Origin of the sequence: Pseudomonas sp. WS 5010 (assembly GCF_012985565.1) — a bacterium.
Taxonomy (GTDB): domain Bacteria; phylum Pseudomonadota; class Gammaproteobacteria; order Pseudomonadales; family Pseudomonadaceae; genus Aquipseudomonas.
Genome location: NZ_JAAQWQ010000008.1, coordinates 120059 through 145659, shown reverse-complemented (window position 1 = coordinate 145659; position 25601 = coordinate 120059). Strand labels below are relative to the sequence as shown.

Below are 25601 nucleotides of genomic sequence, written 5' to 3'. Positions count from 1 at the left end.
TCGCCTGCGCTAATTTTTCCTGTCTGGATTCGTTTTATAGGGACGACGTGCCTTTGTGCTTCCTGCCTATTGCTCCGGATCCCAAGAAATGAACGCTGAAGACTCCTTGAAACTTGCTCGCCGGTTTATCGGGTTGCCCCTGGAAAAACGCCAGATGTTCCTCCAGGCGCTGCAAAAGGAAGGGATCGATTTTTCGCGTTTTCCGATTCCGGCCCAGGTCGAGGCCGAGGACCGTCAGGCGTTGTCCTACGCCCAGCAGCGCATGTGGTTTCTCTGGCAACTGGATCCGGCCAGCGCCGCCTACAACCTGCCGGGAGCGGTGCGCCTCAAGGGCCGTTTGAGCCTGTCAGCCATCGAGCAGGCGTTTGCCAGCCTGGTCGCGCGCCATGAAACCCTGCGCACGGTGTTCCAGCGCCAGGCCGATGAGCGCCTGTTGCAAGTGCCCTGCAAACCGGCGCTGGCGATTGAGCCATTGGACCTTGGCAACTTGCCACTGGCCGAGCGCGAACAGGCCGTGATGGCCTCCGCTACCGCACAATCGCTGCAGCCCTTTGACCTGGCCACGGGCCCACTGCTGCGCGTGCAATTGCTCAAGCTTGCCGAGCAGGAGCATGTGTTGCTGTTGACCCTGCATCACATCGTCTCGGACGGCTGGTCGATGAACGTGCTGATCGACGAGTTCATCCGCTGCTATGACGCCTTTGAGCGCAACCAGGCGCCGCAACTGCCGGCCCTGCCGATCCAGTACAGCGACTATGCCCTGTGGCAGCGCCGCTGGCTCGAAGCCGGGGAGCAGGCGCGGCAACTGGATTACTGGCGCGAGCAGTTGGGCGATGAGCACCCCGTACTGGAGCTGCCCCTGGACTTTGCGCGCCCAGCCGTGGCCAGTCATCAGGGCCAACGCTATGAGTTCGCGGTGCCGGCGCCGCTGGCTGAGGGCGCGCGCTTGCTGGCGCGCCAGCAGAATGTGTCGTTGTTCACCGTGCTGCTGGCTGCATTCAAGATCCTGCTGTTTCGCTACACCGGCCAGACCGACCTGCGGGTGGGCGTGCCGATTGCCAACCGGCATCGCGGTGAAACCGAGGGTTTGATCGGCCTGTTCGTAAACACTCAAGTGATGGCCGCGCACGTCGATGGGCAGGCGCGGGCCAGTGACTTATTGCAGGTGCTCAAGGACGTGGTCAGCGGCGCCCAGGCCCATCAGGACCTGCCGTTCGAACGCCTGGTCGAAGCCCTCAAGCCGGAGCGCAGCCTGAGCCACACGCCGCTGTTCCAGGTGCTGTACAACCATCAGCCGCAGGTGGCTGATCTTGAGGCGCTGGTGCTGGAATCCGGCCTGTCCTTGAGCCTGGTGGAGTGGCAAAGCCGCACCACCCAATTCGACCTGAGCCTCGACACCTGGGAGCAGGGCGGCACCCTGCGGGCCGCACTGACCTTCGCCACCGACCTGTTCACGCCCGCCACCATCGAACGCATGGCCCGCCACTGGAGCAACTTGCTCGCTGGCATGGTCGACAACGTGCAGCAGCGCGTGGCCGAACTGCCGATGCTCGACGCTGCGCACTACCAGCAGCAGATCCATGACTGGAACGCCACAGCTTCTGAGTACCCGCAAGAGCGCAGCATCCATCGACTGATCGCCGAGCAGGTCGAGCGTCAACCGGATGCCCTGGCCCTGACCTACGGCGCCAAGACCCTGAGCTATCGCCAGCTGGACGGCCAGGCCAATCAACTGGCGCACCAGCTGATCGAGCTGGGCGTAGGCCCTGAAGTGCGGGTCGGCGTGGCCATGCAGCGTTCCGACGCGTTGATCGTCGCCTTGCTCGGGGTGCTCAAGGCCGGCGGCGCCTATGTGCCGCTGGACCCGGATTACCCCGCCGACCGCGTGGCCTACATGCTCGAAGACAGTCGCGCCCAGGTGCTGCTGACCGAGGCCGACTTGCTCGCCGACTTGCCCCAGACTCAGGCCCGGGTGCTACTGATGGATCAACTGGCCGGCTATCCGCTGACAGCACCGGTCACCGCCGTGGCGCCCAATAATCTGGCCTACGTGATCTACACCTCCGGCTCCACCGGCAAGCCCAAAGGCGTGGCGATTGCCCATGGCAACGTACTGGCGCTGATCCACTGGTCGCAGCAGGTCTACAGCCGCGAAGATATCCAGGGCGTGCTGGCCTCGACCTCAGTGTGTTTTGACCTGTCGGTGTGGGAAATCTTCGTCACCCTGGCCAACGGCGGCTCGCTGATCCTCGCGCGCAATGCCCTGGAACTGCCCGACCTGCCGGCCCGCGACCAGGTGCGCCTGATCAACACCGTGCCGTCGGCGATCAATGCCTTGCAGCGCGCCGGGCAGATCCCCGAGAGCGTGCGCATCATTAACCTGGCCGGCGAGCCGCTCAAGCAATCCCTGGTGGACCGCCTCTACCAGCAGCCGTCGATCAAGCAGGTCTATGACCTGTATGGCCCGTCCGAAGACACCACCTATTCCACCTGGACGCCACGCGAAGCCTTGGGCCAGCCGAGTATTGGCCGACCGTTGAGCAACACCCAGGCCTACCTCCTCGACGCCGACCTGCAGCCCGTACCTACCGGGGCCGCTGCCGAGCTGCACCTGGCCGGCGCCGGGATCACCCGTGGCTATCTGGGCAAGGCAGCCTTGACCGCCGAAAAGTACGTGCCCAATCCTTTTTCCACCACCGGCGAGCGCCTGTACCGTACCGGCGACCTGACCCGCTATCGCGCCGATGGGGTGATCGAGTACGTCGGGCGTATCGACCATCAGGTGAAGATCCGTGGCCTGCGCATTGAGCTGGGGGAAATCGAGGCCCGTCTGCTCAGCCACCCACAGGTCAAGGAAGCGCTGGTGATTGCCCAGGATGGGCGCTTGCTGGTGGCCTATGTGGTACCGGCGACGATGCCTGAAGACCAGGGTGCGTTTGAGCAGACCCTGCGCGCGCACCTGGCCGAAACCCTGCCGCAATACATGCTGCCGACGGTAACCATGGCCTTGGCGCAATTCCCCGTGACCCCCAACGGCAAGCTGGACCGCAAGGCCTTGCCACGGGCCGGCGAGGTCAAGGTACAGGCCTTCAGCGCACCACAGGAGCCTCGGCAATTGCTGCTGGCCGGGATCTGGCAGGACATTCTTGGCCAGCCGCAGATTGGCCTGGATGACAACTTTTTCGAGCTGGGCGGCGACTCCATCGTCTCGATCCAGGTGGTCAGCCGCGCCCGCCAGGCCGGCTTGCAACTGGCGCCCAGCGACCTGTTCCGCCACCAGACCCTGCGCAGCCTGGCCGCCGCCGCCCGTGAAGTGTCGACGCTGGCCATCGAGCAAGGCCCGGCCCAGGGCCCGGTGCTGCTGACCCCGGTGCAGCGATGGTTCTTTGCCCAGGACATTCCCGCCCGCCAGCACTGGAACCAATCGCTGCTGCTCACCCCGCGCCAGCCGATACAGGTCGCCGCACTGACCGCTGCGTTGCAGGCGTTGGTGGTACAACACGATGCCTTGCGCCTGCGTTTCGTCGAGGGTGGGCAGGGCTGGGAGCAAGCGCATGCGCAATCCACGACGGTGGAGCTATGGCAGCGCCAGGCCGCCAGCGTCGAGGCATTGCGCGAGCAGTGTGATCTGGCCCAGGCCAGCCTGGACCTGCAACACGGCCCGTTGATGCGGGCCTTGCTGGTGGACATGGCCGATGGCAGCCAGCGCCTGTTGTTGGTGCTGCATCACCTGGTGGTGGATGGGGTGTCCTGGCGTGTGCTGCTGGAAGACTTGCAGCGCGGCTACGCCCAGGGCCTGGCCGGCGCACCGCTGACCACGCCGCACAAGACCAGTGCCTACCAGCAGTGGGCCGCGCGCCTGGACGACTACAGCCGCAGCCCGGCGCTGCTGGCCGAGCTAGCGTACTGGCGCGGGCAGTTGCAGGGCGCTGCCAGCGACTTGCCACGGGATAATCCCCACGGCCGGCAGACCCAGGCGGTGGCTGAACACATCCGCCTGCGCCTGGACCGTGAACACACCCGGCAACTGCTGCAACAGGCGCCAGCGGCCTACCGCACCCAGGTCAACGACCTGCTGCTGGCCGCCCTGGCCCGCACGATCTGCCAATGGACCGGCCACCCCTCGGCGCTGATCCAGCTCGAAGGCCATGGTCGCGAAGAGCTGTTTGACGATATCGACCTGACCCGCACCCTCGGCTGGTTCACCAGCCTCTACCCGCTGCGCCTGACCCCTGGCAACGAGGCGGGCGCGACCCTCAAGGCGATCAAGGAGCAATTGCGCCAGGTGCCCCGCAAAGGCATTGGCTACGGCGTGCTGCGCTACGGTGCTGCGGCTCAAGAGCTGGCGGCGCTGGCCCAGCCACGGATCACCTTCAACTACCTGGGGCAGTTCGACCAGCAGTTTGGCGATGATGCGCTGTTCGTACCGGCCAGCGAAGGCGGCGGCCAGGCCCAGAGCCCGGAGGCGCCCCTGGCCAACTGGCTGAGCGTGGAAGGGCGGGTGTACGCCGGCGAGCTGGAACTGGACTGGAGTTTCAGTGGCGAAGTCTACCGTCGCGAGACCATCCAGGCCCTGGTGGATCATTGCGCCCGGACCTTGCACGAGCTGATCGCACACTGTCTCGACCCGCAGCAGGGCGGGGCCACGCCTTCGGACTTCCCGCTGGTCAGCCTCGACCAGGCACAACTGGAAGGCCTGGGCTTGCCCCTGACGCAGATCGAGGACCTCTATCCGCTGTCGCCCATGCAGCAGGGCATGCTGTTCCACAGTGCCTACGATGCCGGGGCTGGCGCCTATATCAACCAACTGCGCCTGACCATCGATGGCCTGGACGTGGAGCGGTTTGGCCAATGCTGGCAAGCGGTGCTGGAGCGCCACGAAGTACTGCGTGCGCGGTTTGTCTGGGAAGGCCAGGCGCAGGCGTTGCAAGCGATCCAGCGTGCGGTGCAACTGCCGCTGACGGTGCTCGACGTCGCCCCCGACGACCTTGACCAACTGGCCCTTGAACAGCGTGAACAAGGTTTCGATCTGCACCAGGCGCCGTTGTTGCGCCTGGTGTTGGTGCCACTGGCGGCTCAGCGCTATGAACTGATCTACACCAGCCATCACATCCTGATGGACGGCTGGAGCAACGCGCAGTTGCTGGGCGAAGTCCTGCAACGTTACGCCGGGCAGGTGCCGGCGCCGGTCACCGGGCGCTATGCCGACTATGTGGGCTGGCTGCTGGCCCAGGACCCTCAGGCCAGCGAGCAATTCTGGAGCGCGCAACTGCAAGCATTGGCCGCGCCGACCCTGCTGGCCACCGCTCTGCCGGCGCCGCGCGGGGGCAGCGGTCAGGCCAGTCACCACCTGCTGCTGGACGCCAGCACCACCGCGCGGCTGGGGGAGTTCGCGCGGCACAATAAGGTCACTTTCAACACCCTGCTGCAAGCGGCATGGGCGATTTTGCTGCAACGGTATTGCGGCCAGCCGAGCGTGGCCTTTGGCGCCACGGTGGCCGGGCGTCCGGCCCATTTGCCGGGGATCGAGCAGCAGGTCGGTCTGTTTATCAATACGTTGCCGATTATTTGCAGCCCGGAGGCCACCCAGAGCGTCGCCAGTTGGTTGCAACAGGTGCAGGCGCACAGTGTGGTCCTGCGCGAGCACGAGCACACACCGCTGTACGACATCCAGCGCTGGGCCGGGCAGCCGGGCAGCGCACTGTTCGACACCTTGCTGGTGTTCGAAAACTACCCGGTGTCCCAGGCGCTGCAAGCCGGTGCACCGGCCGGCTTGAGCTTCAGCGGGCTGCACAACCACGAGCAGACCAGCTATCCGCTGACCCTGGGCATCGAGTTGGGTGAAACCCTGAGCCTGGACTTCAGCTATGCCCGGGCCGCCTTCAGCCCGCAGCAAATACACACTATCGGCGCGAGCCTGTTGCAACTGCTTGAGCAGTTTGTCGAGGCGCACGGCCAGGCACTGGGCAACCTGAGCCTGCGCGCTCCGGCCCTGGAGCGGGCGGCGGTGCAGCCGGCCGTCGACCCGTTGCTGGCGCACCAGCGTATCGAGCGCCGCGCTGCGGCGACCCCGGATGCCCTGGCCTTGATCAGCGGTGACGAGCGCTGGACCTATGCCGAGCTCAATCAGCGCGCCAACCGCCTGGCCCATCGCTTGCGCGAGCAGGGTGTAGTGCCCGGCCAGCGCGTCGGGCTGGCGGTGCGTCGCGGTGGGGCGATGATTGCCAGCCTGCTGGCGATCCTCAAGGCCGGCGCCGCCTATGTGCCGTTGGACCCTGATTACCCGGCCCAGCGCCTGGCCTACATGATTGATGACAGCGCCATGGATCTGCTGCTGCGCCAGCCCGGCGTGCTCGACGACGCCCTGGCCGATGCACGCGTGCCGTGCCTGCTGCTCGACGGATCGGAGCGCGACTATCCGTGCACCAACCTCGCCAACCTGGCGCTGGCCGAGCACCTGGCCTACGTGATCTACACCTCCGGCTCCACCGGGCAGCCCAAGGGGGTGTCCATCGCCCATGGCGCGCTGCGCGAGTTCTGCACGATAGCCGCCGAGTACTCGCAACTCACCCCTCAGGAGCGGGTGCTGCAATTCGCCACATTCAGCTTCGACGGGTTTGTCGAACAATGCTTCCCGCCGCTGTGCGAAGGTGCCTGCCTGGTGCTGCGCGGTGACGACACCTGGGACACCGTGACCCTGTACGAGCAGATCATCGAGCACGGCGTGACCCTGGCCGACTTGCCGGCGGCGTACTGGTTCCTGCTGGCCCAGGACTGGGCCGCCGACCCGCAGCGCAGTCGCGGGCAACTGCGCCAGGTGCATGTGGGGGGCGAGGCGATGTCGGTGGAAGGGCTCAAGCTCTGGCACGCCGCAGGCCTAGGCGGCGTGCGCTTGCTCAACACCTATGGCCCGACCGAAGCCACGGTGGTGTCCAGCACCCACCTGTGCCAACTGATGGATGCCGACGCGGCCAATGGTGTGCCGATTGGCCGTGCCTTGCCGGGTCGGGCGCTGTATGTGCTCGATCGCGACGCCAACCCACTGCCCGATGACGTGGTCGGTGAGTTGTGCATCGCCGCTTGCGAGGGCTTGGCCCAGGGTTATCACCAGCGTGCGGCACTGACTGCCGAGCGTTTCATTCCCGACCCATTCGCCGCTGTGGCCGGCAGCCGCGTGTACCGCAGTGGCGACCTGGCGCGACGCGACGCGGCGGCGGTGGTGCATTACTGTGGGCGGATCGACCACCAGGTGAAGATCCGTGGTTTCCGTATCGAACTCGGCGAAATCGAATCGCGCCTGTTGCAACAGCCCGGTGTACGTGACGCGGTAGTCCTGGCCCATCAGGGCGCGAGCGCGCAGCAACTGGTGGCCTATATCGTGCCGGCGCAGGCCGAGCCTGGGTTGCGCGAGCGCCTCAAGGCCAGTCTCAAGGCGAACATGCCGGACTACATGGTGCCGACCTACTGGATGCTGCTCGACCACTTGCCGCTGACCCCCAACGGCAAGCTCGACCGCAAGGCCCTGCCCAAGCCGGACGCCAGCCTGTTGCAGCAGGACTATGTGGCGCCGGTCACCGCCGTGCAGCAGCAACTGGCGGCTATCTGGCAAGCAGTGTTGAACCTGCCGCGGGTGGGGCTTGGCGATAACTTCTTCGAGCTGGGCGGTGATTCGATCCTGTCGATGCAGGTGGTCAGCCGAGCCCGTCAGGCGGGGCTGCACTTCACTGCCAAGGCGTTGTTCGAGCAGCAGACCATTCAAGGCCTGGCCAGTGTCACCCGCAGTGGCGATGGCCTGCCGAGCATCGACCAGGGCCCGGTGGTCGGTGGCATGCCGTTGCTGGCGGTGCAGCAGGTGTTTTTTGACGAGGATATTCCCCAGCGCCAACACTGGAACCAGTCCGTACTGTTGACGCCCCGCCAGCCCCTGGACGGGGCGCGACTTGCCCAGGCCTTGCAGGTGCTGGTCGCCCATCACGATGCGCTGCGCCTGAACTTCCAGCACGACGGCGCGCAGTGGCTCGCCAGCCACGGCGCGGCGTCAACCCAGGAGCTGCTCTGGCAGCACCGGGTCAATCACGACGCCGAGCTTCAGGCGCTGGCCGACCAGGCCCAGGCCAGCCTGGACCTGCAACAAGGTCCGCTGCTGCGCGCGGTGTTGTTCGACAAGGCTGATGGCAGCCAGCGCCTGCTGGTGATCATCCATCACCTGGTGGTCGACGGCGTGTCCTGGCGCGTCCTCCTGCAAGACCTGCAGGACGCTTACCGCCAGCCCACCGTGAGCTTGCCGGCCAAGACCACCGCGTTCAAAACCTGGGCCGAGCAACTGCAAGGTCTTGCCCGCGGTCCCGCGCTACCCACCGAGGTTGCGTTCTGGCAAGCACTGCACGGCACCGACAACCACCTGCCGGGCGCCAGGGTGGACGCCAGCCTGCGCAGCCGCGACGGCATTACGCTGGATACGCGCCTGGACGCCGACCTGACCCGGCGCCTGTTGCAGGACGCACCAGCGGCCTATCGCACCCAGGTCAATGACCTGCTGCTGACGGCATTGGCGCGGGTCATCACGCGCTGGACCGGGCGCCGTGAAGTGTTGATCCAGCTCGAAGGCCATGGCCGTGAAGAGCTGTTCGACCACCTGGACCTGACCCGCACCGTGGGTTGGTTCACCAGCCTGTTCCCGGTACGCCTGGTACCCGCCGAGGCGCTGGACGATTCGATCAAGCAGGTCAAGGAGCAACTGCGCGCCATCCCCAATCGGGGCGTGGGTTTTGGCGCCTTGCGTTACCTGGGCGACGCATCGGTGCGGCACACCCTGGCGGCACTGCCGGTGCCGCGTATCACCTTCAACTACCTGGGCCAGTTCGACAGTAGCCTTGAAGGCGAGCACAGCGCACTGTTCGTACCCAGTGGCGAACGTGCCGGGCTTGAGCAGCACCCGGACGCGCCGCTGGGCAACTGGCTGACCCTTAACGGGCAGGTGTTCGACGGTGAGTTGTGCCTGGGCTGGACCTTCAGCCAGCAGATGTTCGACGCCGCCACCATCCAGCCCCTGGCCGACGCCCTGGCCTTGGAGCTCAAGGCGCTGATTGAACACTGCACGAGCGCCGGCCATCACGGCGTGACCCCGTCGGACTTCCCGCTGGCGGCGTTGACCCAGGTGCAAGTGGATACCCTGGCCGACGCCTGCGAAGCCATCGAGGATATTTATCCGCTGTCGGCCATGCAGCAGGGCATGTTGTTCCATAGTCTGCTGGAGCAAGGCGGCGGCGAGTATGTCAACCAGATGCAGGTCAGCATCGACGGCCTCGATCCCGAACGCTTCCGGGCGGCGTGGCAGGCGGTGGTCGATGCTCATCCTATCCTGCGCACCGCCTTTGCCTGGCAGGGTGGTTTGCCGCAACCGGTGCAGGTGGTGCACAAGCAGCTTGAAGTACCGTTCAGCGTGCTCGACTGGCGTGAACGCAGCGACCAGCCACAGGCGCTGCAAGCGCTGGCCGCCGCCGAGCTGGCCCAGGGTTTTGACCTGAACCAGCCCGGGTTGTTGCGCCTGGTGCTGGTGCGCCTGGACGCGCGTCGTTGCGAATTGTTGTACACCCACCACCACATCCTGATGGATGGCTGGAGCAACTCCCAGCTGTTGGGCGAGGTGCTGCAACGCTATGACGGCCAGGTGCCGACGCCGTCGGTGGGGCGCTATCGCGATTACATCGCCTGGCTGCAACGCCAGGATCAGCAGGCTGGCCAACAGTTCTGGCGCGCCAACCTGGCGGCACTGGAAGAGCCGACTCTGCTGGCCCAGGCGGTCAGCGACCCGGCGCAGGCGCTGGCCGGTGGTCATGGCGATCATTACCTGACGCTGGATGTGACGCAAACCCGCCGCCTGGGCGAGTTTGCCCGCCAGCAGAAAGTCACCCCCAACACCCTGGTGCAGGCCGCGTGGCTGTTGCTGTTGCAGCGTTATACCGGGCAGGACAGTGTAGCCTTTGGCGCCACGGTCGCCGGTCGCCCGGCTGACCTGGCGGGTATCGAGCAGCAGGTTGGCCTGTTCATCAACACTTTGCCGGTGATTGCCAGCCCGCGTGCCGAGCAAACGGTCAGCCAATGGCTGCACGCCGTACAGGAGCAAAACCTGGCCCTGCGCGAGCATGAGCACACGCCGTTGTTCGATATCCAACGCTGGGCCGGGCACAGTGGTGACGCGCTGTTCGACAGCCTGCTGGTATTTGAAAACTACCCGGTGGCCGCAACCCTCAAGCGTGGCGCACCCCAGGGGCTGGTGTTCGGTGAGGTGCGCAGTGTCGAGCAGACCAACTATCCGTTGAGCCTGCTGGTCAGCCTGGGGGAAACCCTGACCGTGCATGTGCGCTTCATCCACGCCCATTTCAGCGTGGGCACCATCGATGAACTCAGCGAGCATTTCAGTCGCCTGCTGTTGGGCATGCTCGATCAGCCCGAACTGGCGCTGGGTGACTTGTCGATGCAAGGTGCGGCCCGTCAACGACAGGTGGTTGCGCAATGGAATCCACCGGCGGTCGATTACCCGCGCGAGCAGTGCATTCATCAATTGTTCGAAGCCCAGGCCAAGCGGGCCCCCGAGGCCGTCGCGCTGGTGTTTGGCCAACAATCGCTGACCTATGCCGAGCTAAATCAGCAGGCCAACCAACTGGCGCATCGGTTGCTGGCCGAAGGTGTCGGGCCGGATCGTCTGGTGGGGATTGCGGTGGAGCGCGGCTTGCCGATGATCATCAGCCTGCTGGCGATCCTCAAGGCCGGTGGCGCCTATGTGCCGCTGGACCCGGCTTACCCGGCCGATCGCCTGGCGTACATGATGCAAGACAGCGGCCTGAGGTTATTGATTACCCAGGCGCCGCTGCTTGGTTCGCTACCGATTCCGGGCGGCGTGCAGGCGCTGGTGCTGGAGGGCGAGGCGGGCTGGTTCGCCGGTTACCCGAGCCACAACCCACCGGCGTCGGCCGGGCCGGACAACCTGGCCTATGCGATCTACACCTCCGGTTCCACCGGCAAGCCCAAAGGCGTGATGGTGCCCCATGGCGCCCTCGGCAATTTCATTGCGAGCATGGCCCGCGAGCCGGGGCTTGCGGCGGGTGAACGGATCCTCTCGCTGACCACGTTCTCGTTCGATATCTTCGGCCTGGAGATCTACCTGCCGCTGACCGTCGGCGCCTGTGCGGTGCTGGTGGACAAAGACACCACCCTCGACCCGGACGCGATCCTCAGCACCGTCGCGAGCCAGCGCGTCAACACCCTGCAAGCCACCCCCTCGACCTGGCGCATGTTGCTCGACAGCCCGCAGGTGGCGGCGTTGCAGGGTTGTACCTTGCTCTGCGGTGGCGAAGCCCTGGCCGACGAACTGGCGGCACGCATGCTCGCCCTCGGCGGCGCGGTGTGGAACCTCTATGGCCCGACCGAGACCACCATCTGGTCGGCTGCCCACCGCCTCGACGGCCAGCCATGGTTGGGGCGGCCAATCGATAACACCGCGTTGTACATCCTCAGCCAGGACGGTGCGTTGGCCCCGGTCGGCGTGCCCGGCGAGTTGTTGATCGGCGGCGATGGCCTGGCGCGTGGCTACTTCCTGCGTCCAGGCCTGACTGCCGAGCGCTTCTTGCCCGACCCATTCGGTGCGCCCGGCCAGCGCCTGTACCGCACCGGCGACCTGGCGCGCTACCGCGCCGAAGGGGTGATCGAATACCTCGGGCGCCTGGACCACCAGGTGAAAATCCGTGGCTTTCGCATCGAACTGGGGGAAATCGAGGCGCGCATCCAGTCCCAGGACGCTGTGCGGGAAGCGGCGGTGCTGGCCCTGGACGGACCCAGCGGGCCACAACTGGTGGGCTATGTGGTACTCGCCGAACCTAGCGATAGCCCCGAACGGCACGCGGCGTTGCGCGAGTCGATCAAGGCCGGCCTCAAGCAGCACCTGGCCGACTACATGGTCCCGGCGCACCTGGTGTTTGTCACGCAGATGCCCCTGACCCCCAACGGCAAGCTGGACCGCAAGGCCCTGCCGGCGCCGGACGTCAGCCAGATGCAACGGGCCTATGTGGCACCGGCCTCGCCGCTCGAGCAGCAACTGGCCGAAATCTGGCAGCAAGTGCTCAAGGTCGAGCGTATCGGGCTTGGCGACAACTTCTTCGACCTGGGCGGGCACTCCCTGCAGGTGGTGGTGATGCTGTCTCGCGTGCGCGCGGTGCTTGGGGTGGACGTGGCGGTGAAGGACTTTTATGCCCAGGACAGCCTTGGGGCGTTGGCCAAAACCCTGGCCGACGCGGCCCAGGGCGATGGCCTGGCCGATGACTTTGACCTGATCTTCGATGCCCTCGATGAGCTGGAGCAGGAAAACCTGGAGGAAAGCAATGCTTAACAAAACTGCGGAACTGGTGGCGCGCATCAAGGACTTGAGCGCCCCCAAGCGCGCGCAACTGTTCAGCAAGCTGGAACAACAGGGGGTCAATGTCGCGCGTTTCCCGATTGTGCCGGCCAGCGAGACCGGGCCCCAGGCCCTGTCGTATGCCCAGCAGCGGCAATGGTTCCTCTGGCAGTTCGACCCCCTGGGCAGTGCCTACAACATCTGCGCGGCCCTGCGTTTGAAGGGCGAGCTGGATGTCGAGGCGCTGCAATGCAGCTTGTCGCAGGTGCTGGCGCGTCATGAAGGGCTGCGCGCCGGGTTTGTGCAGGAGGATGAGCGGGTGCGGTGCATCATTCGGCCGATTGACGCGCTGGAACTTGCGGTACAGGACGCTGCGGCGGGCGACCCCGAGTCTGTCATCAAGGCGTTTGTCCAGGTGCAGAGCAGCCAGCCGTTCGATCTGGAACACGATCTGTTATTGCGTGCCGCAATGTTGCGCCTGGCGGACGATGAGCATGTGCTGGTGCTGACGTTGCACCACATCATCACCGATGGCTGGTCGATGCAGATCATGATCGATGAGCTACTGGCGCTGTACATCGCCCAGGTCACGGGCACGCCATGCGCGTTGCCGGCGCCGGTCATCCAGTACGCCGACTATGCCGCCTGGCAGCGGCAATGGCTGGAGGCCGGGGAAGGGCGCCGGCAGCTGGATTACTGGCGTGGCAAACTGGGTACAGAGCACGTCCTGCTTGAGCTGCCGGTGGATCGCCCGCGCCTGGGGCCGCCGGACCAGCAGGGTGCGACGCTGCCGCTGGCGTTGGACCGCGCCCTGAGCGATGGCCTCAAGGGCCTGGCGCAGCAGCAAGGGGTGAGCCCGTTCATGTTGCTGTTGGCGTCGTTCCAGGTGCTGTTGCACCGTTACAGCGGCCAGTCGGATATCCGCGTCGGCGTGCCCACCGCCAACCGCAACCGCGCCGAGACGGAGCGGGTCATCGGCTTTTTCGTCAACACCCAGGTGATGCAGGCCACGCTCGACAGCCAGCAGCCGTTTGCGGACTTTGTGCAGACCGTCAAGGCCGCCGCCCACGAGGCCCAGACCTGGCAGGACCTGCCGTTCGAGCAGTTGGTGGAGGCGCTGCAACCCGAGCGCAACAGCCTGCACACGCCGTTGTTCCAGGTCATGTTCAACCACCAGATGGAAGCTGGCCGGTTTGCCGATGGCCAGCCCCTGGGCGGGTTGCTGTGCACCCCGGTCGACTCGGAAAACCGCAGTGCGCCGTTTGACCTGACCCTCAATACCTTCGACGGGCCCGATGGCCTGTCGGCGGCGCTCACCTATGCCACCGACATCTTTGACGCCTCGACTGTCGAGCGCCTGGCGCGGCACTGGCAGGCCTTGTTGCAGGGCATGCTCGATGACCCCCGCCAGCGCATTGGCCAACTACCGATGCTTACCGCCGCCGAACAACGCCTGGCGCTGCAAAGCTGGAACAGCAGCACCGCCGACTACCCTCGCCACAGCGCCATCCACCAGTTGATCGAGGCCCAGGCCGCCCGTACTCCGGACGCTGTGGCGTTGGTGTTTGATACACAGTCGTTGACCTTTGCCCAGCTCAACCAGCAGGCCAACCGCCTGGCCCATCGTTTGATCGAAGCCGGCGTGGGCCCGGATGTGCTGGTGGGCATCGCGGTGCAGCGCAGCGTCGACCTGGTGGTCGGGCTATTGGCGATTCTCAAGGCTGGTGGCGCCTACATCCCGCTGGATCCGGCGTATCCCGAGGATCGCCTGGCCTACATGATGCAAGACAGCGGCCTGGCCCTGCTGCTGACCCAGGCACCGTTGCTCGCGCGCTTGCCGATCCCGGCCGGGGTTAGTGCGCTGGTCCTGGACCAGCCGGGTGCGTGGCTCGATGGCTACAGCTGCGAAAACCCACTGCCGCGCAGCAGCGCCGAACACCTGGCCTACGTGATCTACACCTCCGGCTCCACCGGCAAGCCCAAAGGCGTGATGGTGCGCCATGGTGCGCTGACCAACTTTGTGTGCAGCATGGCCCGCCAGCCGGGGTTGCACGCCCAGGACCGGTTGCTGTCGCTGACCACCTTCTCGTTCGATATTTTCGGCCTGGAAATCTACGGGCCACTGCTGGTCGGCGCGACCCTGGTGCTGACCGGGCAGGACATCAACCTCGACCCGCAAGCCTTGCTGGCCCTGGTCAAGCAGCAGCGCATCAGCGTGTTGCAGGCCACGCCTTCCACGTGGCGCATGCTGCTCGATCACCCCCAGGCCGACGCCCTCAAGGGCTGCAAACTATTGTGCGGCGGTGAGGCGCTGCCCCTGGAGCTGGCGACCCGACTTTTGGCGCTCTCGCCCCAGGTGTGGAACCTCTACGGGCCGACCGAAACCACCATCTGGTCGGCGCAGTACCCACTCACGCCGACCCAGCCACAGCCTTGGCTCGGCGGGCCGATTGCCAATACCAGCCTGTATATCCTCGACGATAACCTGGCGCCGGTGCCGGTCGGGGTCGCCGGCGAATTGTTGATTGGCGGCGACGGCCTGGCGCGAGGTTATTTCCAGCGGCCGGCACTTACCGCCGAGCGCTTCTTGCCTGACCCATTTGGTGCGCCCGGCGCGCGCCTGTATCGCACCGGCGACCTGGCGCGCTACCGCGCGGACGGGGTGATCGAGTACATCGGCCGCGTGGACCATCAGGTGAAAATCCGTGGGTTGCGGATCGAACTGGGGGAAATCGAAGCGCGGCTGTTGGAGCAACCGCCAGTGCGCGAAGCCGCCGTGGTGGTGCGGGACGTCGCTGGCCATCCGCAGTTGGTGGCGTACGTGGTTGCCGTGCAAGCGGTCAGCGATGAGCAGGCGCTGCGTGAGGCGTGCAAGCGTCAGCTCAAGGGCGACCTGCCGGAGTACATGGTGCCCAGCCATTGGGTCTTCCTCGACAGCCTGCCGCTGACTCCCAACGGCAAACTCGACCGCAAGGTGTTGCCCGCACCGGATGCCAGCGCCCTGCTGCAACACTACATCGCGCCGCGCAACGCCCTGGAGCAGCAGATCGCCGAGGTCTGGCAGCAGGTGCTGGGCCTGGCGCAAGTGGGGGTGAGCGACAACTTCTTCGAGCTCGGCGGGCACTCGCTGCTGGCCACCCAAGTGATCGCGCGACTCAAGCAAACCCTGGCCAGCAACCCAGGCTTGCGTGACCTGTTCAACGCTCCGGTGCTGGAAGATTTTGCCGCATTGCTGGCAAGCCGCTCGGTTGTGCAGCCGGCGCAAATCGCCTTGCACGCCCATGGCCCGCGCAGCACTGCGCCCCTGTCCCTGGCCCAGCGGCGCTTGTGGGTGGCCGAGCAGTTCTCGGCCGGCAACGGCGCGTATGGCATGCCCTTGGCGTTGCGCTTGCGTGGCGAAGTCTCGCTGGCGTTGTTGATCGCAAGCCTCAAGTGCGTGGTGCAACGCCATGAGGTGCTGCGTACCGCCTATGTCGCCGACGATGACGGCGATCCACTGGCGGTGATCGCGCCTGAAGTGAATGTGGACTTCGCCGTGGTCGACCTGTCGCACCTGGACCGTATCGAACAGGAAGCCCAGGTCGCCCAGGCCACACTGGACAATACCCGGCGCCCGATCAACCTGGCGCAGGCGCCGTTGTTCCGTGGGCAGATCCTGCGCCTGGGCGCCCATGAACATGTGCTGCTGTATTCGATGCACCACATCATCTCCGATGGCTGGTCGATGGCGGTGCTGGTGGGTGAACTGGTGCAGCACTACGCTGCGCTCAAGCAGGGGCGTGGCATCGATCTGCCGCCGCTGGCGGTGCAATACAGTGACTACGCCCAATGGCAGTTGGAGTTGGAACAGGCCGGGGTGTTGCAGCAACAGGCCGGCTACTGGAAGGACGCCCTGGCCGGTCACCCTGGGCACCTGCTGCTACCGACAGACTTTGCGCGGCCGCCGATGCCGTCCTTCGAGGGCTCCAGCGAGTCATTCAGCGTGCCGCCGGCGTTGGGCGAGGCACTGAAAAGCCTGTCCGCACGCCAGGGTGTCACGCCTTACACCACGTTGTTGGCCGCATTCCAGGTGTTGCTGCATCGCCTGGGCGCCAGCGACGACGTGCTGGTGGGCGCCGATGTGGCGGGGCGTCAGCATGCTGAGCTGGAAGGCCTGATTGGTTTCTTCGTCAACATCCTGCCCCTGCGCTCGCGCTTCGACGCCCGGGCGCGCTTCAGCGATTTCCTCGCCGCGGCCCGGGAAACCTCCCTGAGTGCCTTCGAACACCAGGACCTGCCCCTGGACATGATCGCCGAAGCCAGCAACGTGCCGCGCCACAAGGGTTTCAACCCCTTGGTGCAAGTGCTGTTCGTGATGAACAACCTGCCGGTGCACAGCGCGGGCCTGGCGGACATTGCGGTGGAAATGGTGCCCAGCCTGGGCGGTTATTCCAAGTTCGATATGGCGCTGTTTATCGACGAAGACCACGGCCAGTGGCAGGGCACCTGGCAGTACGCCAATGACTTATTCAAACAAGAGCGCATCACCGAACTTGTGAGCGCCTGGATGGGAATTCTTCAACAGATTGTCATGGATCCAGACATCCGATTAGGGGACATCATCATGCCGTCGAATACCGCTGTTGCTCCTGCCGCACCTGCCAGCCCGAAGGCCGACAAGCTGGGCAAGTTCCTCAAGAAACCATCTAGCCCGGTGGCCAGGGCCCCGCTGCCGGCGATGCGTGAATCGCTGTTGAACGCCGACCAGGTGTTCCCGTTGCTGATGGAACCCAACGACCCGGGGCTCGACCTGGTGACCTGGGTCCAGGCCAATCGCGCCCTGGTCGAAGAGAAACTCGCGCGGCATGCGGGGATCCTGTTCCGAGGCTTCGCCATGCGTGACATCCACGACTTCGAGGCCTTTGCCGAAGCCGTCCAGCCGGGCCTGTACGGCCAGTACGGCGACTTGCCGAAGAAAGAGGGCGGCAAGAACACCTATCGCTCCACGCCTTACCCGGAAAAGAAAATGATCCTGTTCCATAACGAGAGCTCGCACCAGGATCGTTGGCCGCGCAAGCAGCTGTTTTTCTGTGAGCAACCGTCGCCCGTGGGCGGGGCCACGCCGGTGGTCGATTGCCGGCAGATGTACCTGCGTTTGCCGCAAGCGTTGCGCGATACCTTCGAAAGCAAGGGCCTGCTGTATGTGCGCACCTTCGCCGACAAGCTCGACGTGTCCTGGCAGCATTTTTTCAAGACCGAAGACCGCGCCCAGGTCGAGCAGCGTTGCGCGCTGGCTGGCATCCAGTGGACCTGGCTGGACAACGACGAACTGCAGATCCGCACCCCGTGCCCGGCGATCATCACCCACCCGGGCACCGGCGAGAAAACCTTCTTCAACCAGGTGCAACTGCACCATATCTACTGCCTGGACCCCGATGTGCGCGACGACTTGCTGGGCCTGTTCGGCCCCGAGCGGATGCCGCGCCACGTGTACTACGGCGACGGCAGCCCGATTGAAGACGCGGTGATGCAGCAACTGGGCGAACTCTACGAGGCCTGTGCGGTGCGCTTTGACTGGCGCAAGGGCGATGTGATCCTGCTGGACAACATGCTCGCCGCCCACGCCCGCGACCCCTTTGAAGGCCCACGCAAAATCGTCGTGGCCATGGGCGAAATGATCGAACGGCGCGACCTGGAAACGGTAGTGCCCTCCACACGTATGCAAACTGAAGGGACTGACGCATGAGTACGCTTAACGATGCAGGCCTGGCGCTGCTCGCCGAACAGCAGCAGCGGGTGCTGGACGCCCAGGGCGGCGCGAGCTGGGGCGACATTGCGCACCTGCTGTCTATCCAGATCAGCGGCGCGCTCGATGTGCCACGGCTGCAAGCGGCGTTTAGTGGATTGCGCCAGCGTCACACAGCGCTCGCGGCGCGTTTGGCGACCGCGCCCGGTTACCGTGGCCTGCGGCAGTTCTTTGATGCCGGGGCGGCGAATGGGGCACTGGCGGTGGATGAGTCCAGTAACACCGCGCAGGTCCTGGCGCTGTGGTGTCAGCGCCCGGTGAGCTTGGCGTCCGGAGTGTTTTTTGAGGGCCTGTTGCAGCGTATCGACACGCAGCACTGGCAACTGACCCTGGGCCTGGCGGGTTTTATCGGCGACCAGGCCAGCCTGGAAATTCTCTATCAAGACCTGTGCACAGCCTATGAGCAGGGCAGTTGCAGCGTGGACGAGGAACTGGGGCAGTTTGCCCAGTACCTGGAATGGCACGCAGAAGTGGTGCTTGACGAAGACGCGGATACCGCCAAGGCCTATTGGCAAACCTACCTGGCGGGCGCTGGCGCGCTGGCGCCGGACTTGCCGGGCCGCTACGCCAATACCGTGCAGGGCAAGGCCGTTGGGCAGTCCCTGAGTACCGACCTTGACCCGCGCGTGTTGGCGCGCCTGGGCCAGTTGGCGACCCAGCACGGCACCCAGGTGACCACGCTCTTGCAAGCCGCCTGGTGGGTGCTGCTGGCGCGGATCAGCGGGCGCGAAGGGTTTGTCGCAGGCCTGCGGCATGACGCGCGCGCGGACTATGAGTTCTTCGCGCCGACCGTGGGCCTGTTGCAAAGAACCCTGGCGCTGCACCTCGACCTGGCGCCGACGGCCTCGTTCAGCAGCGTCCTGGCGCAGTTGGCGGGGGTGCTGGACAGCCATGGCACCTGGCAGGAATATGCGCCGCTCGACGCTGGCCTGCCGCTGACCCATGGCTTTGGCGTGCGCCGCCAGCCGGCAGCGCGCGCAGTGGGGGCATGCACTTGGAGTGGCGCCTACAGTGCTGATCTGCGGCCGCTGTTTGAACTGGCGCTGAATGTCGATGTGGAGGAGGGCGGCGCGGTTACCGGGCTGTCGCTGGACTATGCCGCCGCCGTGTACAGCCAGGCATCGATGCACACGCTGCTGGCGCAGTATCAAGTGCTGCTGGCCAGTGTGCTGGAGCAGCCGGACGCGGCCATCGCTACCTTGAGCCTGTTGGGAGAAGCGGAGCGCCAACGCTTGCTGGCATTCAATCCTGCGACCCAAGTGCTGGAAGAGCGGGTGCTGTTGCCCGAGCATATTCTCAATTGGGCCGAAATCACCCCGGATGCGCTGGCGTTGGTGGCGGGTGGGCAATCGTTGAGCTATGCCGGGCTGGACGCCGGTGTGCGCCAACTGGCCGGCCGTCTGCGCCAGCACGGCGTTACTGCGGGCGGTATCGTCGCCCTGGCGTTGCCGCGCGGCGTGGCCCAGGTGCTGACCATTCTTGCCACCTGGCGCACAGGGGCCGCCTACCTGCCGCTGGACCCCAGCTGGCCCGCGGCCCGCCAGGCCCAACTGGTGGCGCAGGCCGGCGCGCAACTGCTGGTCACCCAGGGCGCGGCGCCGGATGGATTGGGCTGTGCGGTGCTGGATCTCGATCAACCGGTGCAGCAGCCGTTGCCGGAAGGGCCGAGCGCGAACCTGCAAGGCCAGGACGCGGCCTATGTGCTGTTTACCTCCGGCACCACCGGTGTACCCAAGGGCGTGGTGGTTGAGCATCGGCAATTGCTCAACTATGTCGCGGGTGTCAGCGGTGAGCTGGACCTGGCCGCCTGCCGGCACTTCGCTCAGGGCTCAACCGTCGCCGCCGACCTGGGCAATACCAGCCTGTTTGGTGCGTTGTACAACGGCGCCACCTTGCATATCGCTGATGAAGCCACGATGCAGGATCCGCAGGCGTTTGCAGCGTTTATCCAGACCCAGGGCATCGACTGTCTGAAAATCGTCCCGTCCCATCTTGCGGCCTTGCTCGAAGCACCGCAGCCGACAGTACCGGCGACCCTGATCCTCGGCGGCGAGGCCATCGGCCAGGGGTTGGTGGCGCGCATCTTCAACCTGCGCGCCGATTGCCGCCTGTTCAATCACTACGGCCCCACCGAAACCACCGTCGGCGTCGCCGTGCATGGGATCAGCCCGGACGACTTGCAGCAGATGGCGATTGCCCTGACTCGGGTGCTGCCAAACAACCAGTTGTACATCCTCAACGAGGACCAGCAACTGGTGGCCAGCGGTGAACTGGGTGAGCTGTATATCGGCGGCCAGCAATTGTGCCGAGGCTACCTGAATGACCCGGTGCAGACCGATGCCGCGTTTATCAGCAGTCCGTTCGTCCCTGGCGAGCGCCTGTACCGTAGCGGCGACCTGGCCCGTTACCTGGCCCAAGGCGGCATCGCCCTGTATGGCCGGCGCGACCACCAGGTGAAGGTGCGCGGGTTCCGTATCGAACTGGCAGAGATCGAACAACACCTGCTGCGTGCCCCAGGAGTGAGTGAAGCCGTGGTGCTGCTGGCGCAGGATGAGCCGGTAGCCTTTGTACTGCCGAGGCAGGACGCGCCAGCGCACTGGCTGCAAACCCTCAAGCAGCACATGGCCGAGCACTTGCCGGCGGTGATGGTGCCGCGTCAGTACCAAGTGGTGCAGCACATGCCCCGCCTGGGCAATGGCAAAGTCGATCGCCAGGCCTTGCAGCGCCTGGAGCCCATCGATGAAGACGACAACTTCGCCGAACCCCAGGACGCCCTCGAAGCCTTGCTGGCCAGCCGCATGGCCCAGTTGCTGGGTCGTGACCGCCTGGGCCGCGACCGCGACTTTTTTGCCGCCGGTGGCCATTCGCTGCTGGTGATCAAGCTGGTGGCGGGGATTCGCAAACTGCTGCACTGCGAAGTCCATCCCGGCATCGTGTTCGACCACCCAAGCCCCGGCGAGCTGGCCCAGGCCCTGCGCGCCCAGGAAGACAGCCCTGGCCAACTGGAGAAACTGGCCCAGGCACGTTTGCGCCTGGATGCATTGAGCCCAGAGGAGAAGGCCGCGTTGCTGGAGAAGGCGCGCCAACAGGCGGCAGTGCAGAGCTGAGACGGTTGCGGGCGCTGGCGGTCAGTCAGCGCCCGCACGTTTTATGCTGTTGCGAACGATTCTCATAAATTGTAGTCTAGCGCCCCCTATGTGTGCCCTGCACACGGATGCCCATGGAGTGTGCGTTGGATAATCTGGATCGGTTGTTTCGCCTCTATCATCGCGAACTGCAGCAGATTGCCTACCGTCGGCTGGGCGACCGGGAAATGGCGGCCGACCTCATGCAGGACGCGTTCGTGCGCTACGTCGGCCTGGACCGGCAGCAGCGCACCCATACCATCACCAATCCGCGCTTTTTCCTGATTCGCGTATTGCGCAACCTGATCATCGACCTGGGCCGCAGCCGCACACGGCGCGGGCCGATGGACTCGCTGGAGGATGTGCAACACGAGTTGCTCGACCCATGCCCGGGCCCTGCGGCACTGGTGGAAATGCGCCAGCAATTGCAGCTGTTGCAGCAGGCGTTGGGAGAATTGTCCGAGAACAGCCGCCAGGCCTTGCTGCTCAACCGCCTCGACGGCTTGGGCCATGCGGCGATTGCCAAGCAACTCGGGGTGTCTCCCAGTATGGTCAGCAAATACATCATGAGCGCGGTGCTGCATTGCGCCCGGCGTCTTGGGATGACCGAGTGACACTGGAAAAACCTTCACCATTGCTGACCGAGCAGGCGTTGCAGTGGCTGGTCGACCTGCATTCGGGCAGCCCCGAGGCACCGACCTGGGATGCCTACCTGCTGTGGTGCGAAACCTCGCCCGAACACCAGCGTGCCGCCCATGCGGCGGAACGACTGTGGGAGAGCCTGGGCAGCGCACTGGAGCGCCCACCTGGATCGTCACGCCGCTTGTTGCAACTGGGGCTGGTCGTCGCATTGAGCCTGGCGGGCGGCTTGTCCTGGCAGGCGGAGCAACACGGCTGGATGGCGGACCAGGTGACCGGCCTGGGTGAGCACCGCCGCGTCACACTGGACGACGGCTCACACCTGGAACTGGCGCCGCGCACCCGGGTGGATATCGACATGCAAGGTGGTCGCCGGGTGCTGCATCTGTATACCGGCGAACTGTTCGTCCAGGTCGCCCCCGATACCCAACGCCCCTTCGAAGTACGCGCCGGGCGCGGCAGCCTGCGCGCGCTGGGCACCGGCTTCGACGTGCGACGCGAGGGCGAGCAGGTGCGGATGGTCGTCACCGAACACACCGTGCGCGTGACATTGGACGGCGACCCGCAGACCACCGATGTCGAGGCCGGGCAGGCGGTGCAATACGGCCCGGACGGCCACGCGCGCACCCAGCCGGTCGATGTCGGCACCGCCACGGCCTGGCGCCGCGACAAACTGGTGTTCAACCGCCAACCCCTGGGCGAGGTGCTGGAGCAACTGGGCCGCTACCATCGCGGCGTGATCTGGGTCCGCGACAACAGCCTGCGCGACCTGCCCGTGACCGGCATCATCGCCACCGACGATACCGACGCCCAACTCAAACTGCTGCAACGCACCCTGCCACTGCGGGTGCGCCTGCTGCCGTGGCTGACCGTGATCGAGCGCGACGACTCGCCCCGACAGTAACCCCGTGCGCAAAAAATACGCTGGCCGCCGCTGTCGGGTTTCAGAAGGCTGACGTCTTTCCTGTTGAGATTGATTTTTATTTGGCTGATTTCAGCAGGGGGAGCGTTATGCAGCATCTGATCAGGCACACCGCCTTGAGCCTGGCACTAGCCACGGCCAGTGCCGTGGGAATAAGCCTGCCGGCACAGGCGGCGCAGCAGCAGAAGACCGACAACCGGGCCTACGATATCGAAGCCGGTCAACTTGACCAGGTACTGACGCGCTTTGCCGAGCAATCCGGGTTGCGGTTGATGGTCGTCAGCGAGTGGGTGGCGGGTCAGCAGTCGCAAGGGTTGAAGGGGAACTACCCGGTGCAGCAGGGGCTTGACCGGTTGTTGCTGAACAGCGGCCTGGTCGCCCGGCTCAGTGATGATGTGATCTTGATTGAAAAGGCGCCGGTGCAGGGAGGGGCGGTGGAGTTGGGGGCTACCACGATTCAGGGGCAGGGGATGGGGGAGATGACGGAGAATTCGGGGTCGTACACTACCGGCCTGACCAGTATCGGCTCGAAGACTCCGACCAGCCTGCGACAGACGCCGCAGTCGGTGTCGGTGGTGACTGCGAAGGTTATTGAAGAAAAGCGCATGACCGACCTGGCCGAAGCGATGAAAACCACGCCAGGTATTACGGTCACCAACAATAACTTCCGGTTGTCAGACTTCTCCTCTCGAGGCTTCAACATCGAGAACATTCAAATCGACGGTGCCGCTCCCATGGCCCTGGGTACCACGTCGGGAAGTTTCTATTCCAACAAGAGCTACGACCTGGTGGAGTATGACCACGTTGAAGTCTTGCGGGGTGCGTCCGGGTTGTTCGGCGGTACAGGCGATCCAGGCGGCATGATCAACCTGGTACGCAAGCGCCCGTTGGATGCCTACCAGTTAAAGATCGATGTCTCGGCGGGGAGTTGGGACAACTACCGCACGCAGATGGATGTCACCGGACCTTTGGGGTTTGACGGCAAGCTTCGTGGGCGCATGGTGGCGGCCTACACGGATCGCCAATACATGGCTGATGATCGCGCCCTGGAAAAGCCGATTTTCTACGGGGTGTTGGAAGCGGATATCACGGATGACACACGACTGACCCTGGGTGGGCGTTCTGAACGCATCCACGAGACGGGTTCAGGTACGGGCTTGCCGCGTTACCTTGATGGCCGGGATCTAGGACTTTCGCGAAGCGCCAGCCTGACACAGAACTGGGCGTACCTGGATGGTCGATCCCAGGAAATCTTTGGCAAGATCGATCATGAGTTCAACGAGAACTGGAAGGGGAACGTTTCCTATACCCAGACCCTGGATTCAGGGTTTTCCAAAAGCGCGTTCTCATTTGGCGCGGTTGATCCTGCGACCATGACAGGGCCAAATACCGGGGGCTCTAATAACAAATATCGTAGCGATCAAAAGCTGTTTGATGTGAATCTCGCCGGCAAATTCGAGGCAATGGGGTTGCAGCACGAACTCCTTGTGGGGATGGATCACCAGAAGATCACCAGTTCATGGGCGGGGACTGCCCAGGCCACTGGGTCGGGTGTGCCAATCGATGTCTTTAACCCAGCACCATGGCCACAGCCCGACACCGACAAAGATTTTTTCCACCGTTTTAGCCCTAACACCCAAGTGCAGTACGGCCTGTATTCCACCCTGCGTTTGCAATTGGCCGCGCCGTTGCACCTGATTGTCGGTGCTCGTGCGCAACGTTATAAATTCGATCAACTCTATCGTTCTCGCGACAAGGGGGTCTGGGGTACTGATTCAGATGTTTCTGTTCGCGAACCCACGAAGGTGGTGCCTTACGGCGGCATCGTCTATGACCTCACGGATGAATGGTCGACATACGCCAGTTATTCCGAGATTTTCAAACCACAGCAAACCAAACTGATGGGGCCGTATCCAGGCAGCCCTATCGAGTCCATGACGGGCAAGACCTATGAAACGGGGGTCAAGGGAGAACTGTGGGGCGGGGCTGTCAATACGTCGTTTGCGCTTTACTACACCAGCCGTAAAAACGAGGCAGTACTTGATCCTCGCTACGAAGCGTCCAGTGTGCTGCACGGCGGTAACTGCTGCTACCTACCTCAAGGCGAGGTAACCAGCAAGGGTGTTGATATGGAGTTCACCGGCGAAGTATTGCCGGACTGGAACGTACTGGCCGGTTACACCTATAACCACAACCGCAATCGCACTCAAGCCAAAGTGTTCAGCAGTGTGACACCCAAGCATCAGGTCAAACTCTGGTCTACCTACCGTCTGCCAGGCGTATTCAATGACCTGAAGGTGGGTGGCGGCGTGAATCTACAGAGTGCTACGGATGTCAGCGGGACAACCTGGTTTGCCCCTCAAAAGCGGTATTACGATTTTAAATACAGCCAGTCCGGATACGCCGTCTGGGACGCCATGGCCGAGTATCAGTTGGATGAGAACTGGAGCGTGCTTTACAACATCAATAACCTGTTCGACAAGCATTACTACAGCAAACTGGGGACACCGTCCTCGGGCAACTGGTATGGCGATGAACGCAACCACATGCTGACCTTGCGCGGTACCTTCTGGTAAGCAAGGTTTGAAATGAAAAGGGACATCGTGAGATGTCCTTTTTTGTTTCTGTTACAAAGTGATTGAGAATCCTTCTAAATTATTTTTATCCCGAACGTTCATTAATGGCTCGATACCGATTCAAGTCAAAACCGTCCCTCTGCAACAGGGAGTGGGGTCTGGA

Annotated in this window: 6 protein-coding genes; all 6 read left to right on the top strand. The window is 64.4% G+C overall.

Annotated features, from left to right (window positions below; genetic code table 11):
- Positions 1-88: 88 nt before the first annotated feature.
- The 6 genes from HBO11_RS24800 (at position 89) to HBO11_RS24775 (ending at position 25438) form a co-directional block, all read left to right on the top strand.
- On the top strand, positions 89-12385 hold the full coding sequence (locus HBO11_RS24800) for a non-ribosomal peptide synthase/polyketide synthase (RefSeq protein ID WP_169954777.1): 12297 nt from the start codon (positions 89-91) through the stop codon (positions 12383-12385).
- Entirely contained in the window at positions 12378-18116 is a 5739-nt protein-coding gene (locus HBO11_RS24795; RefSeq protein ID WP_262381113.1) for a non-ribosomal peptide synthetase, read from the top strand. The genes HBO11_RS24800 and HBO11_RS24795 overlap by 8 nt, the downstream gene beginning before the upstream one ends.
- Complete coding sequence (locus HBO11_RS24790; protein WP_169954775.1) at positions 18113-21283, top strand: amino acid adenylation domain-containing protein; 3171 nt, start codon at positions 18113-18115, stop codon at positions 21281-21283. The genes HBO11_RS24795 and HBO11_RS24790 overlap by 4 nt, the downstream gene beginning before the upstream one ends.
- A 125-nt stretch (positions 21284-21408) precedes the next feature.
- Positions 21409-21915: an RNA polymerase sigma factor gene (locus HBO11_RS24785; protein ID WP_262377088.1), complete on the top strand. Its 507-nt coding sequence runs from the start codon at positions 21409-21411 to the stop codon at positions 21913-21915.
- Positions 21912-22844: a FecR family protein gene (locus HBO11_RS24780; RefSeq protein ID WP_169954773.1), complete on the top strand. Its 933-nt coding sequence runs from the start codon at positions 21912-21914 to the stop codon at positions 22842-22844. Before HBO11_RS24785 ends, HBO11_RS24780 begins: the two co-directional genes overlap by 4 nt.
- Positions 22845-22951: 107 nt before the next feature.
- Positions 22952-25438, top strand: coding sequence for a TonB-dependent receptor (locus HBO11_RS24775; protein ID WP_169954772.1), 2487 nt, complete (start codon positions 22952-22954; stop codon positions 25436-25438).
- Positions 25439-25601 lie beyond the last annotated feature (163 nt).